14 protein-coding genes and 1 pseudogene are annotated in these 18,365 nt (G+C 69.1%); 5 read left to right on the forward strand and 10 right to left on the reverse strand.

Features of this window, described 5'->3' with window-relative positions:
• Positions 1 to 31 precede the first annotated feature (31 nt).
• The gene (locus tag EDD90_RS16635; protein WP_123973773.1) at positions 32 to 265 is read right to left on the reverse strand and encodes a helix-turn-helix transcriptional regulator; all 234 of its coding nucleotides are present in this window, start codon (positions 263 to 265) and stop codon (positions 32 to 34) included.
• A 202-nt stretch (positions 266 to 467) separates the two neighbouring features.
• Here EDD90_RS16635 and EDD90_RS55490 point away from each other — a divergent pair, with 202 nt between their 5' ends.
• Positions 468 to 695 (forward strand): hypothetical protein, encoded by a 228-nt coding sequence (locus EDD90_RS55490; RefSeq protein WP_185149121.1) that lies wholly within the window; start codon positions 468 to 470, stop codon positions 693 to 695.
• On the opposite strand, the gene EDD90_RS16640 is transcribed toward EDD90_RS55490, so the two are convergent.
• Together EDD90_RS16640 and EDD90_RS16645 are read right to left on the reverse strand one after the other, a co-directional pair.
• The gene (locus tag EDD90_RS16640) at positions 692 to 2,635 is read right to left on the reverse strand and encodes an acyl-CoA dehydrogenase family protein (protein WP_123973774.1); all 1,944 of its coding nucleotides are present in this window, start codon (positions 2,633 to 2,635) and stop codon (positions 692 to 694) included. The genes EDD90_RS55490 and EDD90_RS16640 overlap by 4 nt on opposite strands.
• A gap of 147 nt (positions 2,636 to 2,782) precedes the next feature.
• Positions 2,783 to 3,097, reverse strand: a complete 315-nt coding sequence (locus EDD90_RS16645; protein ID WP_260327896.1) for a GH12 family glycosyl hydrolase domain-containing protein — start codon at positions 3,095 to 3,097, stop codon at positions 2,783 to 2,785.
• Between the two features lie 691 nt (positions 3,098 to 3,788).
• Between EDD90_RS16645 and EDD90_RS16660 the strand changes: the two genes are divergently transcribed.
• From EDD90_RS16660 to EDD90_RS16670, 3 genes are all read left to right on the forward strand, one after another.
• Entirely contained in the window at positions 3,789 to 4,802 is a 1,014-nt protein-coding gene (locus tag EDD90_RS16660) for a LacI family DNA-binding transcriptional regulator (protein ID WP_123973776.1), read from the forward strand.
• 81 nt (positions 4,803 to 4,883) lie between these two features.
• On the forward strand, positions 4,884 to 6,941 hold the full coding sequence (locus EDD90_RS16665; protein WP_123973777.1) for a TIM-barrel domain-containing protein: 2,058 nt from the start codon (positions 4,884 to 4,886) through the stop codon (positions 6,939 to 6,941).
• A 115-nt stretch (positions 6,942 to 7,056) separates the two neighbouring features.
• Positions 7,057 to 8,244: a sulfotransferase gene (locus tag EDD90_RS16670; RefSeq protein WP_123981318.1), complete on the forward strand. Its 1,188-nt coding sequence runs from the start codon at positions 7,057 to 7,059 to the stop codon at positions 8,242 to 8,244.
• A gap of 46 nt (positions 8,245 to 8,290) precedes the next feature.
• On the opposite strand, the gene EDD90_RS16675 is transcribed toward EDD90_RS16670, so the two are convergent.
• Genes EDD90_RS16675 through EDD90_RS55495 form a run of 4 tightly spaced genes read right to left on the reverse strand, consistent with a single transcriptional unit; the run spans position 8,291 to position 13,413 of the window.
• Positions 8,291 to 9,004: a GH12 family glycosyl hydrolase domain-containing protein gene (locus EDD90_RS16675; protein ID WP_123973778.1), complete on the reverse strand. Its 714-nt coding sequence runs from the start codon at positions 9,002 to 9,004 to the stop codon at positions 8,291 to 8,293.
• A gap of 34 nt (positions 9,005 to 9,038) precedes the next feature.
• Complete coding sequence (locus tag EDD90_RS16680) at positions 9,039 to 11,252, reverse strand: glycosyl hydrolase family 95 catalytic domain-containing protein (protein ID WP_123973779.1); 2,214 nt, start codon at positions 11,250 to 11,252, stop codon at positions 9,039 to 9,041.
• The gene (locus EDD90_RS16685) at positions 11,249 to 13,255 is read right to left on the reverse strand and encodes a beta-galactosidase (protein ID WP_123973780.1); all 2,007 of its coding nucleotides are present in this window, start codon (positions 13,253 to 13,255) and stop codon (positions 11,249 to 11,251) included. The genes EDD90_RS16680 and EDD90_RS16685 overlap by 4 nt, the downstream gene beginning before the upstream one ends.
• Positions 13,252 to 13,413: a hypothetical protein gene (locus EDD90_RS55495; RefSeq protein ID WP_185149701.1), complete on the reverse strand. Its 162-nt coding sequence runs from the start codon at positions 13,411 to 13,413 to the stop codon at positions 13,252 to 13,254. The genes EDD90_RS16685 and EDD90_RS55495 overlap by 4 nt, the downstream gene beginning before the upstream one ends.
• A 116-nt stretch (positions 13,414 to 13,529) precedes the next feature.
• On the opposite strand from EDD90_RS55495, the pseudogene EDD90_RS57330 reads away from it, so the two are divergent.
• A pseudogene (locus tag EDD90_RS57330) lies at positions 13,530 to 14,354 on the forward strand (IS200/IS605 family accessory protein TnpB-related protein); the annotation flags it as partial.
• Between the two features lie 39 nt (positions 14,355 to 14,393).
• On the opposite strand, the gene EDD90_RS16695 reads toward EDD90_RS57330, so the two are convergent.
• From EDD90_RS16695 to EDD90_RS16705, 3 genes are read right to left on the reverse strand one after another with little or no spacing between them, the layout of a single operon-like run.
• A complete protein-coding gene (locus EDD90_RS16695; RefSeq protein ID WP_123973781.1) occupies positions 14,394 to 15,332 on the reverse strand; it encodes a carbohydrate ABC transporter permease in 939 nt (312 codons plus the stop codon).
• Positions 15,329 to 16,366, reverse strand: coding sequence for a sugar ABC transporter permease (locus tag EDD90_RS16700; RefSeq protein WP_123973782.1), 1,038 nt, complete (start codon positions 16,364 to 16,366; stop codon positions 15,329 to 15,331). Before EDD90_RS16700 ends, EDD90_RS16695 begins: the two co-directional genes overlap by 4 nt.
• Before the next feature lie 27 nt (positions 16,367 to 16,393).
• The gene (locus tag EDD90_RS16705) at positions 16,394 to 18,085 is read right to left on the reverse strand and encodes an extracellular solute-binding protein (RefSeq protein ID WP_123973783.1); all 1,692 of its coding nucleotides are present in this window, start codon (positions 18,083 to 18,085) and stop codon (positions 16,394 to 16,396) included.
• Between the last annotated feature and the right edge of the window lie 280 nt (positions 18,086 to 18,365).

Consider the following 18,365-nt stretch of genomic DNA (forward strand, 5'->3'; position numbering starts at 1 on the left):
AGGTCCACCCCTGTGCCTGGCAGCGGGCCGCTCAGCGGACGAGATCCGCGAGCGGCACGTTCAGGGCATCGGCGATGAGGAGTAGCCGGTCGATGCTCGTGGCGTGGGCGCCTTGCTCGATCCGGTTGATGGTTTTGCGGTCGACGTCGACGAGCTCGGCTAACTGCTCCTGCGAGATCTTGCAGGATTCGCGGGCTGCCCGGATGGCGTCTCCGATGGCCTGGCGGCGGGTGAGTACCCAGTCGGGCAGGGGATCGGATGGCACGCATACACGCTGGTCAACGGATTGATCTTTGTCTGTACCATCGTTGGTACATCGTGAGTGCGGACTTCGGACATTACACAACCCTTACATGGATAAAACACACGTTCGAGTGGCGTGACAGTTGACTCATTGCCTAATAAAGGTTCAAGGAGCAACTATTGCGTGTCCATTCCAAGCAAACGAACAGCGCAGGTGGCACCACATGACCGATGAGCAGCCCCACCCGCCAGCGGGGCCCCTCACCGACCTCCAGTGCGCCCGCGTCGAACGCGTCCGGCGCGACCTGGAACGGACCCGCGCCGACGACCTCACCCAGCTCGACGCCGACGGCCTCATCCTCCTCGTCGAACGCCTCCGAGGGTGCCTCGTCGACGTCCTCGAAGTCGTCGACGAAGTCCTTGAGGAATCCGACGAGCTCACCGAGCCCTAGCTGCCCCCACCGATCTTCCTCCTCACGCTCGGGCGAGGGGTCTCGCTCGGATTGGCGTCGGCGATCCACGGGCCCTCGTCCGACGGGTCGACGACACCCTGTTCCAGCCACTCGTAGGAGCCGCCGAGGACACCTTTGACGACCTTGCGGTCCAGGTCGTCGGTGTTCGACCAGAGGCGGGTGAACAGCTCGTCGACGCGGATGCGGGCCTGCCGGCAGAACGCGTCGGCGAGCTGGTAGGCCTCGCGTCCGTGGTCGCCCTGGCTGCGCAGCAGCTCGGCACGGACGCAGGCCGCGCTCATCGCGAACAGTTCGGCGCCGATGTCCACGATCCGGCCCAGGAAACCCTGCTTGGTCTCCATCCGGCCCTGCCAGCGGGACATGGCGTAGAAGGTGGAGCGGGCCAGCTTGCGGGCGTGCCGCTCGACGTAGCGCAGATGCGGGGAGAGGTCCACGTCGTGCTTGAAGTCGCCGTAGGACGTGGGGAGCTGACCCGGTCCCGCGACCAGCTTCGGCAGCCACTTGGCGTAGAAGACGCCCGCGTTCGCGCCCGCCTTCGCCTTGTCCTGGAGGGACTTGTCGGGGTCGATGAGGTCGCCGGCGACCGAGAGGTGGGCGTCGACGGCCTCGCGGGCGATCAGCAGGTGCATGATCTCCGTGGAGCCCTCGAAGATGCGGTTGATCCGCAGGTCGCGCAGGATCTGCTCGGCGGGTACGGCGCGTTCGCCGCGCGCCTTGAGCGACTCGGCGGTCTCGAAGCCGCGGCCGCCGCGGATCTGGACCAGCTCGTCCGCCATCAGGCAGCCCATCTCGGAGCCGTAGAGCTTGGCGAGGGCGGCCTCGATGCGGATGTCGTTGCGGTCCTCGTCGGCCATCTGGGAGGAGAGGTCGACGACCGCCTCCAGGGCGAAGGTGGTCGCCGCGATGAAGCTGATCTTGGAGCCGACCGCCTCGTGCAGCGCGACCGGCTTGCCCCACTGCTCGCGGACCCCCGACCACTCCCGGGCGATCTTCAGACACCACTTCCCGGCGCCCACGCACATGGCGGGCAGGGAGAGCCGGCCGGTGTTGAGGGTGGTGAGCGCGATCTTCAGGCCCGAGCCCTCGGGTCCGATGCGGTTGGCGGCCGGGACCCGGACCTGGTGGAAGCGGGTCACGCCGTTCTCGATGCCGCGCAGTCCCATGAAGGCGTTGCGGTTCTCGACCGTGATGCCCGGGGAGTCCGCCTCGACGACGAAGGCGGTGATGCCGCCCTTGCCGTCCTCGGACTTCGGGACGCGGGCCATGACCACGAGCAGGTTGGCGACCACGCCGTTGGTGGTCCACAGCTTCACCCCGTCGAGGACGTAGTCGTCCCCGTCCCGTACGGCGGTGGTGGCCAGGCGTGCCGGGTCCGAGCCGACGTCCGGCTCAGTGAGCAGGAACGCCGAGATGTCGGTGCGGGCGCAGCGGGGCAGGAAGGCGTCCTTCTGCTCCTGAGTGCCGAAGATCTTCAGCGGCTGCGGTACGCCGATGGACTGGTGGGCGGAGAGCAGTGCGCCGACGGCCGGGTTCGCGGAGCCGACCAGGGCGAGGGCCTTGTTGTAGTAGACCTGGGTGAGGCCGAGGCCGCCGTACTTGGGGTCGATCTTCATGCCGAGGGCGCCGATCTCCTTGAGGCCGGCGATGACCTCGTCGGGGATGCGGGCCTCGCGCTCGATGAGCGCCGAGTCGATCTTCGTCTCGCAGAACTCGCGCAGTTCGGCGAGGAACTCCTCGCCGCGGCGCACGTCGTCGTCCGCGGGGAGCGGATGAGGGTGGATGAGGTCGAGCCGGAAGCGCCCGAGGAACAGTTCCTTGGCGAAACTGGGCTTGCGCCAGTTCTGTTCCCGGGCGGCCTCCGCCACCTGGCGGGCCTCCCGCTCGGTGACGGTGGGTTTCTTGGTGGTGGGGGCGGACATTCGAGGCTCACCTCGCCACAAAAGGGGACGTTGAGGACCGTTCGTTACCGACCAGTGCTACTGGATCGTTGGTACCCGAAACGGGCCGCCCCCACCAGTCCTCGCGGTCCGATCGGACGACAAGCCGACCGTCCCGAGGGTCCCCTCTCAGCCGATGTCGACGGAGTACGACTTGGTGTCAAGCCGTCCCGAGCCCTTGAAGACCTCGGTGCCGGACTCGATACCGGAGACGTACTTGTCGTTGCTCAGCAGCTTGCGGCGGACCAGAGCCTGGGTGAAGTCGTCCAGGTTGAGCGTGGCGCCGGTGGTGTTGGCGCGGCGGACGAAGGAGTAGACGTTCCAGCCGATGTCGCCCTGGTAGATGTCCCACATCGCGCCGTCGAGGCTGACGCTGCCGCACTTGGTGCCCAGGACCACGGCGCCGCGCCGACCAGGGCGGGGCCGGGCCTGACACTCGAACACGCGTCCCCGCGGTCGCCGGATGCGGTGATGACCCGCCACACGAGTGGGCCGACACCGTAACGTCGCATTGTCAGTCCGTAAGCCCTTGAAGGCACGAACCGGCGAACACCGGGGACACGGTCGTACGTGGCGTCGACCGGACTGCCGTCATCGGGTGCTGCCCGAGGTGGGTGCCTGCCACCGTACCCGCACTCGCAGGTTGGGGTGGATGCGACCCGTGACCGCCCTGTCGTAGGGGGCAGTCGCGCGCGCGACAAGGCGTGCACGGCCGAGGGGCGAACTCGGTCGGGCACGACCGAGGGGGTGGCGTAGTACGTGCCGGGCGCGGCGCAGGCTGCGCTCGGCTTGCCACTCGCACCGCCCTACGCAACCGTGACGCCCGCGGCGGCGGTGAGCGCGACCGAGGCGGCCAGTAGCGTCTTCGCCGACTTGGACAGGCGCGGTCTGCGGTGTTGCATCCAGGGGTCCTTCCGGGGGACGGTTCGGGGTACGACCCGTCTGACGGCCGTACGACCTCTTTGTGGCCGCCGCCCCCGTGAAAGGTTGCCGACTCCGGCTCCCGAATTGAGTGTCGAAGCGCTTCGACAACCTATGGACACCCACTCCCACTGGGGCTACTGTCGAGACACCCTCACTCGCCCCTGTCAGCAATGCGCACTGTCGAAGCGCTTCACAATGCTTGGAGAGCTGGATGGTCACCCTCGCCGAGGTCGCCCAGCACGCCGGAGTCTCGGCGAGCACGGTGAGCTATGTCCTCAGCGGCAAGCGGTCCATCTCCACCACCACCCGGCAGCGGGTCGAGCAGAGCATCCGGGAGCTGGGCTACCACCCGAACGCGGGCGCCCGCGCCCTGGCCAGCAGCCGGTCGAACATCATCGCGCTGATGATCCCTCTGCGCACGGACATGTACGTGCCGGTGATGATGGAGATCGCCATCGCGGTGGCCACCACGGCCCGCATCCATGGCTACGACGTCCTGCTGCTCACGGGCGAGGAGGGGCCGGACGCGGTGCGCCGGGTCACCGGCAGCGGGCTCGCCGACGCCATGATCCTGATGGACGTGGAGCTGGAGGACGAACGACTGCCGCTGCTCAGGCAGACCGACCAGCCCTCCGTGCTCATCGGCCTGCCCGCCTCCACCTCCGGTCTGACCTGCGTCGATCTCGACTTCGGGGCGACCGGCGCACTGTGTGTGGAGCACCTCGCGAAGCTCGGTCACCGTGACATCGCTGTCATCGGCGAGGCCCCTGCGGTCTACGAGCGGCACACCGGATTCGCCGAACGCACCCTCGACGGACTGCGGTCCCGGGCCCGGGAGCTGGGCCTGAGGGTGCTGCACCGGCCGTGCGAGGGCGGGTACGACGCGATGACCGCGACCCTCGCCCGGATCTTCGACGAACGCCCGGGCACCACGGGCTTCGTCGTCCAGAACGAGTCCGCGGTGGAGCCGCTGCTCGCGCTGCTGCGCCAGCAGGGCCGGGCCGTGCCCGAGGACGTGTCGGTGGTCGCGATCTGCCCGGACCAGGTCGCCGTCCAGGCCTCGGTGCGGCTGACGTCGGTCGCCATCCCCGCGCAGGAGATGGGCCGGCACGCCGTGGAACACCTGGTTGCCAAACTGGACGGCCGGGGCAGTGACGAAGTCGTGCTGATCGCACCCGAGTTGACGGTACGGGCGAGCACGGGACCGGCGCCGGCCGGTTCCTGAACCGTTTTTCTTCCGGCTCATTTGCAGTGCCCTGGCCTGCCGGGGCACCTCCCTGTCTGCACTCCTTCAGGAGCACCCCCAGTGAATCAGCCTGCCGAAAACCAGTCCCCGGAAGTCCAGCCCAAGGTCAGCCTCGCGCAGTCCTCCCCCACCGTCGGCACGTTCCGTGAGCGGGACGGTGCGCTGGAGTGGAGCGGGCGCCAGGAGACACTGCGGATCGAGCCGTGGGGGCCGGACGCGGTCCGGGTGCGTGCCCGGCTCGGCGGTCCGGTCCTCGACGGCCTGCCGGGCGCGCTGCTCGACGAACGCCCGGTCACCGGGTCGACCGTCAAGATCGGTGACGGGGAAGGGTGGCTGACGGTCGGGGACCTGACCGTGGAGGTGTCCGCCGAGGGCCTGATCCGGTTCCTGCGCACCGACGACCTCACCGAGATCCTCGCCGAGGAACGCGCCCACTTCTGGTGGCCCGGCTCCCGCCTCTACACCGCCGTCGGCAACGGCTACCACCGGCTGGAGCAGCGGTTCGCCGCCTACGAGGGCGAGAAGCTGTTCGGCCTGGGCCAGCACCAGCACGGCCGGCTGGACCAGAAGGGCCTGGTCCTGGACCTGATCCAGCGCAACGCCGAGGTGTCGATCCCGGTCCTGGTCTCCAGCCGCGGCTACACGCTGCTCTGGAACAACCCGGCGATCGGCCGGGTCGAGCTGGCCGGTAACGGCACCCGCTGGGTGGCGGACTCGGCCCGTCAGCTCGACTACTGGATCACGGCCGGCACTCCGGCGGACGGGCAGCGCAACTACAGCGCGGCGACCGGCCGTTCGCCGATGCTGCCGGAGTGGGCGGCGGGCTTCTGGCAGTGCAAGCTGCGCTACCGCACCCAGGACGAACTGCTCGCGGTGGCAAGGGAGTACAAGCGCCGGGGCCTGCCCATCTCGGCCATCGTCTGCGACTTCTTCCACTGGACCCATCTGGGCGAGTGGAAGTTCGACCCGAAGGAGTGGCCCGACCCGGCCGCGATGGTCCGCGAACTGGACGAGCTGGGCATCAAGCTGGTGGTGAGCGTCTGGCCTTCGGTGTCCCCGCTGAGCGAGAACCACCCGGTCATGGAGCAGCGTGGCTACTTCATCGGCACCCAGTACGGCCCGATGGCACACGCCGACTGGCCGGACAAGGAGGTGGCGTCGACCGTCCAGGTGGCCTTCTACGACGCGACCAACCCGGACGCCCGGGACTACCTCTGGTCGAAGATCAAGGAGAACTACGTCGACCCCTACGGCATCACGGCCTTCTGGCTGGACGCCTGCGAGCCCGAGCTGAAGCCCGGCTTCCAGGAGAACCTGCGCTACTGGACCGGACCGGGTCTGGAGGTCGGCAACAGCTACCCCGCCGAGAACTCCCGCACCTTCTACGAGGGCCTGCGCGCGGAGGGCGAGGAGGAGATCGTCACCCTCAACCGCTCGGCGTGGGCGGGCAGTCAGCGCTACGGCGCCGCGGTGTGGTCGGGTGACATCCCCACCGACTTCGCCTCGCTGCGCCGCCAGATAGCGGCCGGTCTCAACACCGCGCTGTCCGGCATCCCCTGGTGGAACACGGACATCGGCGGCTTCCACGGCGGCGACCCGGACGACCCGGCGTACCGGGAGGTGATGGTCCGCTGGTTCCAGTTCGGCGCGCTGTCCCCGCTGATGCGTCTGCACGGCTTCCGCGAGCCTGGGATGCCGCTGGGCCCGGACATGACCGGCGGCCCGAACGAGGTGTGGTCGTACGGCGAGGAGGCGGGCGCGGTGCTGGAGAAGTACCTGCGGCTGCGCGAGCGCCTGCGACCCTACGTCCTGGAGGTCATGCGGGAGGCCCATCAGGAGGGCCTGCCGGCGATGCGGCCGCTGTTCCTGGAGTTCCCGCAGGACCAGGCGGCCTGGACGGTCGACGACGCGTATCTGTTCGGCCGGGACCTCCTTGTGGCCCCTGTACTGACGGCGGGTGCGACGGCCCGGACGACGTATCTGCCGGCGGGCGCCCGGTGGACGGACGCCTGGACGGGCGAGTCGTACGAGGGGGGTACGGCGGTGACGGTGGACGCGCCGCTGGATCGTATTCCGCTGTTCCTGCGGGACGGCGCGAAACTGCCGGTGACGGAGTAGCCACGGCGGGTTGCGGTTACCAGTCGGTAAATGTCTCAACTCGGCGGTGTGGTCGGGCAGTTGGAGGGGGTAGTCAGTATCCCCTCCCCTGTCCCCCATGAAGGGATCCGCTGCCGTGTCCTCCGGCCCGCTCTCGCTCACGCTCGCGAACGCCCTCCTGAGACCCGCCTCCCGCTCGCGCCGCACGCCCGACCAAGCCTTCGACCGGCTGCTCGACGCGGCCGGGCGGACGGAGGGCGACGAGCAATTCGTCGACGACTTCCGGTTCCTGCTGCGATGTTGGTCGGGCGCCGAGCACCTCACCCCGGTCGGCTGGCTGTCCGCGCGCGGACACGTCGGCCGCCATCTCGCCAACCGGGCCCGTATCCGCCGGCTGCTCGCCGAGCACCCCGGGATCGAGCGGGAACCGATCGAGCGTCCGGTGTTCGTGGTGGGCCTGCCCCGCACCGCCACCACGCTCACGCACAGTGTGCTGTCACTCTCCGCGGACCACCGCTGTCCGCTGCTCTGGGAGTTACTGACCCCGGACCTCGAACCCGGTTCCGAGGAAAGGCAGAAGGCGATCGCGACCGCCCGTCGCCTGGCCGGCGGGATCAACCTGTTCGCCCCGCGCTTCCGGCACATCCACGCCCTGCGCCCCGAGGGCCCGGAGGAGTGCACCTTCGCGCTGCCGCACACGGTGATGCCGCTGTCCCAGGCCGTCATCCCCGAGTACCTGCCCTGGCACGAGACCCGTGACTTCGAGGCCGACTACCGCTACCTCAAGCAGATCTACCAGGTGCTCCAGTACGGCCGGCCGCGCCGCCGCTGGGTGCTGAAGTCCCCGCTGCACCTGGAGAACCTGGACGCGCTGCGCACGGTGTTCCCGGATGCCACGATCGTGTGGACGCACCGCGATCCGGCCACCGCCGTGGCCTCGTTCTGCAGCCTGGTCGAGCACGGCATGGCGGTGAACACCCGCCCCCTCGACCTGAATTGGATAGGCGCCACCTGGCTGGAGCTGCTGGCCCGCTCGGCGTCCCGCGGCCTCGCCGCCCGTGCGGCCGTCCCCCGCGAGTCCCTCGTCGACGTGCCGTACTCCTGGCTGGGCTCCGACCCGGCCGCGGGCGCCCCGAAGCTCTACGCGGCCGTGGGCGCCCGCTGGACCCAGGCCGACGCGGCCCGCCTCTCCGCCGTCGCCGCCCGCCCCAAGGGCACTCGCGTCCACTCCTACGACCTGGCCCGCTACGGCCTGACCCGTGCCGACGTCGACACGGCCTTCGCCGACTACAACGCGCTGCGCGCGGAGGTCGACCGGGCCTGACCGCGAGGGGGTCGGCCCCGCACCGCACGCGGGGCCGACCCGTTGCTCAACTGCTGCTCACGCTCTCGCTGTTGACCGTGAAGTTCAGCCCGCCCGACGAGGACGTGATCTCGAAGCCGAACTGGAAGTCACCGATGGTGACGTTCCCGAACCAGCCCTTGGTGTCCTTGATCCACTTCAGGATCGGGAGCACGTTGACGGTGCCGGAGGACGAGTTCGAGGTGCGCACGAACGAGAAGACGTCGTTCGAGCCGTTGTTGCCCTTGTAGACGGTCCAGGTGTGGCCGCCCAGGGTCAGCGTGCCCTGCGAGGTGCCGAGGGGGCCGACGGCACCGGTGTAGTTCATCCAGAGCATGATCTCGTACTTGTGGCCCGTGTCCCAGATGTCGTACGACGTGTTGTACGCGCCGGACGACGGAACCGTGACGTTGTAGCTGCTGGAGAGCGAGGACAGCGAGGTGATCGACTTGCTGATCACCGCCTTGGCGTCGGGGTAGGACTTGATGCCGCCGGTGTTGGGGTGGTTGGCCCAGACCCCCCAGTTGGTGCCGGAGTTGGCCCAGATGCACTGGCTGCCGGCGCCGGAGCCCCAGATGTTGTTGTAGAGGGTGTAGCCGTTCAGCGTGGTGTTGCCCCACTGGTCGCAGGAGCTCCAGACGGCGGCCGAGGCCGGGGCGGAGGCGAGGCCGACGGTGGCACCGAGGGCGAGCGCGGGGGCGATCAGGGCCTTGGCGACCCTGCGGAGCGTGCGTGTTGCCATGGTGTCCCTTCCATGGGTGGGGGAATTGCGGTGGCTACCACGCCCCCGGGCTGAGGACGTGGTCTTCTCCGGCGACGAGGTCGAGCGGCTGCACGCCGGAGGAAGTCCACAGGTCGATGCGGAGCGTCCGGGACGGCTTCAGGACGGCCTGCGCACCGTCGGGGGTCCAGGAGAGGTCGAGTTCGGCTCCGAAGCGGGTGCGGATGCCGTGGAGGCGCCCCTGTGCGAGGGCGGCCGGGAGCGCGGGGAGCAGGACCAGGCGGTCCGGGGTCGACTGGACGAGGGCTTCGATCAGTACGGCGGGCAGGGTGTGGGCGGCGTCGGCGTTGTAGACGTTGCGGTTCGGGTAGTGGGCGCTCATCAGGGAGGCGTGGAAGAAGTCGCCGTCCAGGACCTGGCCGAGGGCGGCGGCGACCCGGTCGCCGTCCCGCAGCCGGGCCGCGATGAGCGCGTGGTGCAGGTGCCCGTGGGCCGAGTCGTTCTCGGCGCCCCGCAGTTCGAGCGCGCGGTGGGCGGCGGCCGCGAGCTCGGGGGTGTCGTACGGGGTGATCTCGTCGAGCGGCCAGACGCCGTAGAGGTGGCTGAGGTGGCGGTGGTCGTAGGTGTCGTCGAGACCGGGCCAGGCCCACTCGGCGAGCGCGCCGTCGGCGTTGACCCGGTGCGGGGGCAGCCGGTCGGCCAGGGCGCGCCAGCGGTCGGCGTCGGGTCCTGGGTGGTAGTCGGCGGCCGTGCGCAGGGCGTGCCGGGCGGCGGAGAGGTCCATCGCCGCGTTGATCGCGCCCCAGCTCGCGTCGGCGGGCCGGTTCTCGGGCGAGTAGGAAGGGACGACGACCAGGTGCCCGTCGGCGTCGGTCCGGGTGAGGAAGTCCTCGTAGAACGCGGCGACCTCGGCGAGCGCCGCCGCCGTCCGCGGATCGCGCTCGCCGCGGATCTCGTCGTGGTCGACGAGCGGCTTGAGCAGCCAGTCGGCGCCGGCCGTCCACAGATGCAGGGGGTACTCACGGCTGAAGTGGTACGACAGCCCGGACTCGCCGTCGCTGTGCGCGGGCGCGACCGCGCCGCGGGCGCCGAACACCGCACGGGCGTTCTCCCGCCAGTCGCCCAGCTGACGCTGGACCAGAGCGGCGCAGGCAGCGCTGACCTCGGGGAGCGCTGCGGCGGCCGCGGAGGCCGTCTGGAGGTTGACGTTGGCGTCGTTGGTGAAGGCGCCGGACCAGGCGGTGTCCCAGTCGCCGGTCCACAGCCCGGTCAGGCGGGGTGGGTTGAGGCCGGAGGCGGAGAGCAGGTGGTAGCGGCCGGCGGCGAAGAGCCGCTCCAGCAGGGCGGCCTTGGCCGGCTGCTGGAGCAACTCGGAGCCCGATAGCGCGCGTTCGGCCGGTGCGGCGGCCAGGTCGAGGGTGACACGGGTGTAGGCGGCGCGGTGCGTGTCGAGGTGGCGGGCGAGGAGGGTGTCGTACGACCGCCCGTACGACCTTTCGTCCGCGAGCAGTTCGCGCAGCTCCCGTGCCTCGGCGGCCACGTCGAGTTCGCCGGTGTGGCGGCGGACGCGTGTCAGGAGGAGGACGGTGGACACACCGGTGACCCGGACTCCCGGCGGGACGAGTTCGGTGGTGCCGCCGGTGACCGCGACGAGGGTGACACCGGTGTAGGCGCGGTCGCTGCCCGGGTAGCGGGCACGGAGGGCGAGCAGGGCACCCTCGGGGGTGCGGAGGGCGCCGTGACCGACGCCCAAGGCCTGTGGGGCGCCGGGGAGTCGGTGATCGAGGGAGATGTCGAGGTCGGCGGTGGTGCTGATCCGCTGCACGATCACGTCGTCCGCGCGGGAGACGAAGACCTGGCTGGTCCGGTCGGCGGTGGTGGCGGTGACCTCGCCGGTGGTGAAGTCGACGCTTCGGCGGTAGCCGTCGGTGCCGCCGGCCGGCGTGCGTCGCACCCGCGTCTGGAAGGCGGGGTGGAAGGGCTGGACCCACTGGAGGGGGCGGCCGTCGGTGAAACCCTCGGCGGCCTTCAGGTCCCCGGCGAGCAACCGGTCCTGGATGTCCGCGAGTTCTGCCGCCAGGCGTGGCGGACGGGCGTGTTCGCCGCCGTTCGGGCGGACCAGGGTGTGATGAGTGACGATGACACGGTCGTCGTTCGGATCGCCGAACACGAGGGCGCCATGGCGGCCGTTGCCGCTGAGGAAGGCGTCCTCCCAGCGGGCGGCCGGGGCGGGTTCCCAGGTGCCGTGGACAGGGCCGGTGGTGGTCATGGCAGCTCCGATGATCGTCGTGGCTTCAGCACCGCCACTCCGTACCGGCTGAGAACGATCTCGTCAATCAGGGTGGAGTCGGTCAGCAGGTCCCTGTGCGTACCGGGCACGGGGACCTTCACCTCCTCGCGCGCATGGTTGAAGAGGAACAGCAGCTCACCCCGGCGGACCGCCTCAACGCTGGTGGGCAGCCCATCGAGGACCGGGCGGACCCCGGCCCCGGCGGCGATCCCGGCGACCAGCTCGCGCAGCGCGGCCGGTTCCGGGAGCGTGGAGACGTACCAGGCGCGCCCGTTGCGCAGTACGGCGGGCAGGCCGTCGAGTTCGCCGCCCCGGTAGGGCACCGTCTCACAGACGCCGGGCGCGGCCTCGATCTCCTCCGACCACAGGGTCCCGCGGAAGCCCTCGCACTCGACGGACTCCCCCGCGTCCAGCGGCCACCACTCGTGCAGGGTGCGGATCCCGAACAGCTCGCGCAGCCGGGCGTCCATGCCGCCGGGGCGGATCCGGTCGTCCTCGTCTGCGATGCCGGTCAGGAAGCCGCTGACGAGGGTTCCGCCGCCGCGGACGTAGGCGAGGAGGTTGTCGACGGCGGCGTCGGTGAGGAGGTAGAGCTGGGGGACGACCACCAGCTTGTAGGAGAACAGGTCGTGTTCGGGGTGGGCGAAGTCGGTGGTGAGGTTCGCCTCCCAGAGGGCGCGGTGCCAGGCGTGCAGGACGTCGGGGAGGTCCACCTCCGTCGAGAGCCGGCCTTCGTGGGCGCCGGCCCACCAGGAGTGCCAGTCGTGGAGGACGGCGACGTCGGCTCCGATGTGATGATCAGTCACCTCTGCACTGATGCAGGCGAGTTCGGCACCGAGCTGCCTGACCTCCTGGTATGTGCGGCCCTCCTCCCCCGCGTGGCCGACCATTCCGGAGTGGAACTTCTCCGCGCCCTGCCTCGACTGCCGCCACTGGAAGTAGCAGACGGCGTCGGCGCCCCGGGCCACGGCCTGGAGGGACCACTGGCGGTTGAGGCCGCGGGGCTTGGGGTGGTTCACCCCGCGCCAGTTGACCGGTCCGGCGGCCTGCTCCATGAGCATCCAGGGGCCGCGCGCCTGGGAGCGGGTGAGGTCGTGGACGAGCGCGCCGTGCTGCGCGCCCAGGGGATCCCGCGGGTCGGGGTAGAGGTCGACGGAGACGACGTCCTCCTCGGCGGCCCAGCGCCAGGCGTCCTGGCCGATCCAGAGCGGCATGAAATTGGTGGTCACCGGGATGTGCGGGGTGTGCCGGGCGACGATGTCCCGTTCGGCCTGGTAGCACTCCAGGAGCATGTCGGAGGTGAAGCGGCGGAAGTCCAGCACCTGGGTGGGGTTCTTCAGGTAGTGGGCGTGGCGCGGGGGCAGGATGCCGTCCCAGGTGTCGTATCCCTGGCTCCAGAAGGCGGTCCCCCAGGCGGTGTTGAGGGCGTCGAGGGTCCCGTAGCGCTCGCGCAGCCAGCGCCGGAAGGCGGCGGCTGCTTCGTCTCCGTGGTCGAAGGTGCAGTACTCGTTGTTGATGTGCCACATGGTGAGGGCGGGGTGGCCGCCGTAGCGGGCGGCGAGGTCCTCGGTGATGGCGGCGGCGTAGCGGCGGTAGGTGGCGCTGGAGTGCGAGAAGTGCTGGCGGCCGCCCCACCACTCGGTGCGGCCGTCTGCGTCCCTGGGCAGCGTGTCCGGGTGCAGCCGCCCCAGCCACGGCGGCGGGGAGGAGGTCGGGGTGGCGAGGACGACCCCGATGCGGTTCTCGTGCATCAGGTCCATCAGCCGGTCCAGCCAGCCGAAGTCCCGTTCTCCCGGCTGGGGTTCGAGCTTCGCCCAGGAGAAAACGCCCATGGTCACGGAGTTGACGTGGGCGGCCTTCATCAGCCGGACGTCCTCGTGCCAGGTCTCCTCGGGCCACTGCTCGGGGTTGTAGTCGCCGCCGAAGAGGATGCGGCCGCGGGTGGCGTCGGAGAGCCTCGGTGGTCTTTTCTCAGCGGTCATCGGGCCGGCTCCCCGTACTGGATGCCGCGCCCGTTGGTGGCCAGGTAGACCCGCCCGTACACACGCGGGTCGCCGGTGACGGCCTGCCCGGTCCGGCCCCACTGGTGAGTTCGCACCTGTTGCCGGTTTGCGCTGTCCTGGCGTTTTCTGGTGTACACGGCTGAGTCCTTCTGTCGCAGCGCTGCCTTGGGAAACGAGAGTTCCTCTGCCGAACGCGTGACCTGCGCGAAAGCTGATCGTCGGGAGGGACGAAAACATCTTCTTGTCGGAGCGGGAGAGGGCGGACCGCGAGGCCGGACGTGTACACGTGGTACGCGGTGGCAGGAAGCTGCTGCGTAGTCGGCACAACCTCGAAGCGGCCCGTCCGGCTGAGGCGCAGTGGCGTCTGCGGTGGGAGGCCGAGCACTTCTTCCTCCAGGCCGACGGCGAGTCGGGCAGGCGGTTGGGGAACGAAACGATCCGTGTCACTCCCGGCGGTGAGGTGAGCATCAAACTTCCGGCGCCGCTGGCCGGTCTGGCAAACGCGCCCCACGACCGGTACGTGCTGTCCTGCCGGGTGGAGTTCCAGCACCGTGGCGAGCAGTGGGCCGACCGCATCACCGCCAACCGCGCCGTGGCGTACCGCGTCCACTACGACGTAGCACGTGATCGCTGGTATCTGACCGCCTCCTGGCAGATCCCGCCAGTGAGGTTGGTGCCGCTTCAGGCGGCCCGGGCCGACGGGCTGATCGGCGTCGACATGAATGCCGACCACCTCGCCGCATGGCGGTTGGACGCTCATGGCAACCCCGTCGGCGAGCCTCGCAGATTCGACTACGACCTCACCGGCACCGCGCACCATCGCGACGCGCAGCTGCGGCACGCCCTGATCCAGCTCCTGCACTGGGCGAAACGCCAGGGCCTGGCTGTGGGGCGTCGGACCCTCCAGGCCGGACCGGACGTCCAGGGGTTCGAGGGAACCCGCCCGCGCATCCCCGGACCACGGACACGATCCGTATGCGCCGGGTGTGGAGCGAAAGCGGGGGACCAGTGTGCCCACAACCGTTCGGGGCACACGGCTGAGCATGAGCTCTGGCAACAGGACTCACTCCCGCTCAGTCGCTGGGAACGGTGGAAGAGGACGCCGGTAGACGCACGTTCACCCCTTGACCGCCCCCGTCAGCATCCCCTTCTTGAAGTGCTTCTGGACGAACGGCGACAGGACCGCCACCGGCAGCAGTGCCATCACCATCACCGCCATCTGCACCGCGAGCCCCGACAGCTCACCCGTCTTGATGGCTTGGGCCATCCCCACCGGGGCCTCCTGCTTCTGGACCAGCTGGATCATGACGTTCTGCAGCGGCATCATGTCCTGGTTGTTGAGGTACAGGGACGCGTTGAACCAGGCGCTCCAGTACCCGACCGCGTAGAACAGGGTGATCACGGCCAGCACCGCCCGCGACAGCGGCATGACGATCTGCCACAGGATCCGGAAGTCGCCGGCGCCGTCGATGCGCGCGCTGTCGATGAGTTCCTGCGAGATGCCCATGAAGAACCCGCGCAGGACAAGGATGTTGAAGACGCTCACCGCGCTGGGGAGGATCAGGGCGAGATAGCTGTTCGTGAGGCCCAGGGACTGGACCAGGAGGTACGTCGGGATCAGGCCCGCGCTGAAGAACATCGTCGCGAGCAGCAGCATCAGGAACCAGCGGTGGCCGAGGGAACCGATGCGCGAGAGGCCGTAGGCGCACAGGACCGACACGGTCATCGAGAAGAGCGTGCCGACCAGGGCGATCGCGATGCTGATGATCGTGGCCCGGGTGACCTGGCCGCCGCTCAGCAGTTCCTTGTAGGCGACGAAGGTGATGCCCTTGGGCACCATCACCAGGCCGCCGGCCTGGTCGATCGTCCTCCGTGAGGAGAGGCTGGTGACGACGATGATCCACAGCGGGAAGAGGACGCCCAGGCAGGTCAGGGCGAGGACGAGCCCCTTGCCGGCCACTCCAGCCTTGCTCGGCTCCTCCTCCCAGACCGGGCGGGGCGGAGCGGCCCACCGGGACGGTTCCCGTACGGGCGGCTCGTCGATGACGGCGGTCACTTCTTGTACACCCCCTGCTCGCCCATGAGATGGGCCACCTTGTTCGCGGCGAGGACCAGGCCGATGCTGACCACGCCCTTGATGAGGCCGGCGGCGGCCGCGTAGCCGAAGTCCTGGTTGCGGACGCCGTTCCACCAGACGAAGGTGTCGAGGACATCCGAGGCTCCGGGGCCGACGGCGTCGCGTTGGAGGAGGATCTGTTCGAAGCCGACGGTCAGGGCGTCGCCGACGCGCAGCACCAGCAGCAGGGCGATCACCGGACGCAGGGCGGGGAGTGTGACATGCCACATGCGGCGCCAGCGGCCCGCTCCGTCCATCGCCGCCGCCTCGTAGAGGTCCGGGCTCACGGACGCCAGTGCCGCCAGGAAGACGATGATCCCCCAGCCCGCGTCCTTCCAGACGCTCTCCGCCGTGACCAGGAACTTGAAGGTCGACGGGTCGGACATGATGTTGATGCCGTCGTAGCCGTGCCGTCGCAGCAGCTGTGACAGCAGGCCCGCGCCGCCGAAGATCTGCTGGAAGACGGAGATGACCAGCACCCAGGAGAAGAAGTGCGGGAGGTACAGGACCGCCTGCGCGATCGCCCGCACCCGGGGCCGGACCACGCTGTTGATGAGCAGTGCGAGCGCGATCGGGATCGGGAAGAACAGCACGAGTTGCAGGAAGAACAGCACCAGGGTGTTCTTCACCGCGTTCCAGAACGCCGAGTCCGCGAAGATCTGCTGGAAGTTCTCCAGGCCCACCCAGGCGCTGTGCAGCATGGAGACGATGCCGTTGTCGCTGACGTACGGGTCGTAGTCCTGGAAGGCGACGATGTTGCCGAGGATCGGCAGGTAGTTGAAGACCAGGAGCAGCAGGACCGCCGGCAGCGTCATCAGGATCAGTACGCGGTCGCGTCTGAATCTGAGGCGCAGGCTCAGTTTCCCGGCCTTCGACTTCTTCTCCGTTCCGGTGGTGCCTTCGGACGCCACCGGAGTCCTCCCCGCTCTGTCGTCTGCCTCGGCCCTGCTGCGAGGCACCGTGCTGTGGGACACGGCCGTTCTCCTTGCCTCGGTGCCTGGTCAGCTCGCGGACGAACCGTTGTCGTCGAGCAGCTTCTGGTACCAGTCGCGCAGCTTGTCGCCGCCCTTGCTCTTCCAGTCGGAGACGGCCTGCTGCATGTCGCTGATCTTCTTGCGGCCGCGCGTGATGTCGTCTTCCAGCGTCTCGAAGTTGTCCATGAGGTTGGCGTAGCGGGACGGCTCGGTGATCATCTGGCCGAAGAAGCTGGACTTCTTGGTGAAGGAGCCCATCCGCTGCTGCCACTCCACCTGGGCCTTGGCGACCTCGGGGAAGTCGGGGTGGGCGATGGTGGAGGCGGGGCTGGCGACCATGACGTAGGCGTTGATGACCTCGTTGTTGCCCTGGGTGGTCTTGGTGGGCACACCGTTCTTGACGGTGTAGTGGGTGCCCTCGACGCCGTAGTTGGTGGCCATGTACTCCTTGGTGCCGTACGGCGCGGCGGTGGTGTTGGCGACGGCCAGCACGTCGTGGATCACGGACTCCGAGGCCTTCTTGTTGACGAACGCGAAGATGCCGGCGGGCTGTTCGGCCCAGACCTGCGGGTTGCCGCCGTCGTGGGCGTAGACGTCCATGCCCCAGATCTTGTAGTCCGGGTTCTGAGTGGCCTGTTCGGCGGTGCGGCTCCACCACTGGCTGATGTCGTTGGGGTAGATCAGGAACTCGCCGGCCGCGAACTTGGGGCCCGCGTCGGGGGCGTTCTTGCCCAGCATGGCGTCGGGGTGGACGACCCCGGCGGCGAAGAGCTTGCGGGTCCACTCCAGCGCTTCGAGGTATTCCTGGGTCTCGATGCGGTTGATCAGCTTGCCGTCGACGAGGTTCCAGCCGAGCGGCTTCTCGCTGCCGGAGAGCACGCTGAACATCTGCCAGGCGGTCCACTTCATGTCCATGCAGGCCCAGCGCTTGGCCTTGGCGTTGGTGATCTCCTTGGCCAGCGCGAGGAACTCGTCCGCCGAACGCGGAACCTGGTAGCCCTTCTTGTCGAAGATGTCCTTGCGGTACAAGGGCACGATGTTGGTCACGTACGAGGAGGGCATCGGCAGGCCGCGCAGCTTGCCGCCGAAGATGCAGCGCCGCCAGGCGTCGGTGGGGATGGCGGCGAGGTTCGGGTAGTCCTTGACCTTGTCGCCCGACAGGTAGGGGCCGAGGTCGGCGAACTTGCTGATGATGGCGGTGGGTATCTTGCCGCCCATGTTCCAGTTCGGGACGACCACGACGTCCGGTACGTCGCTGGAGGCGAGGACCGCGCCCAGCTTCTGGTCGTAGGTGTTGCCGTCCTGGTTCTGCCACTCGACGTCGACGCCGATCATGCTGTTCATCGCCGTGTAGTAGGCGTTGTCCTGCTTCGGCGGGGAGCCCCAGAACGGGGCCATGATGGTGACCTTGCCGCCCTTGCCGAGCTTCTTCGGGACGGAGGTCTTCAGGGTCGCCAGGTCGAGCTTGCTGGTGAAGCCGATCGAGGAGCCGTTCTTCGACGGGATGTCCGGCGTCACCACGTTGTTGGCGACGTAGGACGGCAGCAGCTTCTTCGCGTCCTTGCCCGAGGAGGAGCCCCCTCCCGACCCGCTGTCCGACCCTCCGCAGGCGGCGAGCAGCGGCATCCCGCCGGCCACCGCTGCGGTGGCGACTGCCGTGGAGGCGAGGAAACTTCTCCGGCTCGGCCCGGAGGGGGCGGAAGCGGCGTTCGGCGTCATTGCGTCAACCCTTCATGGCGCACCAGGACACCCGGCGGTGGCCGTCGGCTGCGGTGTCTCGAGTGGAACTGGCTGAGCTGAAGCGGTCCCCCGACCCATGTCCCACGACCCCTGTCATGCGTCCCTGGGGCGAACTGGCTAGTCGAAGCGCTTCGATGTTGCTGCGAGGTTAAGTGAACACCCGGGGGTGCACAAGGGTCGCTTCCAAGATTCCTCCGAGGCGCCGGGGATGACCTCTGGGTATGCGGCGCTTGAAATAACGGTGTGCATCCCTTGACAC

Origin of the sequence: Streptomyces sp. Ag109_O5-1, assembly GCF_003814875.1 — a bacterium.
GTDB classification, from domain to species: Bacteria; Actinomycetota; Actinomycetes; order Streptomycetales; family Streptomycetaceae; genus Streptomyces; species Streptomyces sasae.

Bases quoted from the DNA above. Each gene is read 5' to 3' on its own strand.
- EDD90_RS55490 (WP_185149121.1), top strand. From the start codon at position 468: ATGACCGATGAGCAGCCCCACCCGCCAGCGGGGCCCCTCACCGACCTC.
- EDD90_RS16640 (WP_123973774.1), bottom strand. From the start codon at position 2,635: ATGTCCGCCCCCACCACCAAGAAACCCACCGTCACCGAGCGGGAGGCC.
- EDD90_RS16660 (WP_123973776.1), top strand. From the start codon at position 3,789: ATGGTCACCCTCGCCGAGGTCGCCCAGCACGCCGGAGTCTCGGCGAGC.
- EDD90_RS16675 (WP_123973778.1), bottom strand. From the start codon at position 9,004: ATGGCAACACGCACGCTCCGCAGGGTCGCCAAGGCCCTGATCGCCCCC.
- EDD90_RS16680 (WP_123973779.1), bottom strand. From the start codon at position 11,252: ATGACCACCACCGGCCCTGTCCACGGCACCTGGGAACCCGCCCCGGCC.
- EDD90_RS16685 (WP_123973780.1), bottom strand. From the start codon at position 13,255: ATGACCGCTGAGAAAAGACCACCGAGGCTCTCCGACGCCACCCGCGGC.
- EDD90_RS16705 (WP_123973783.1), bottom strand. From the start codon at position 18,085: ATGACGCCGAACGCCGCTTCCGCCCCCTCCGGGCCGAGCCGGAGAAGT.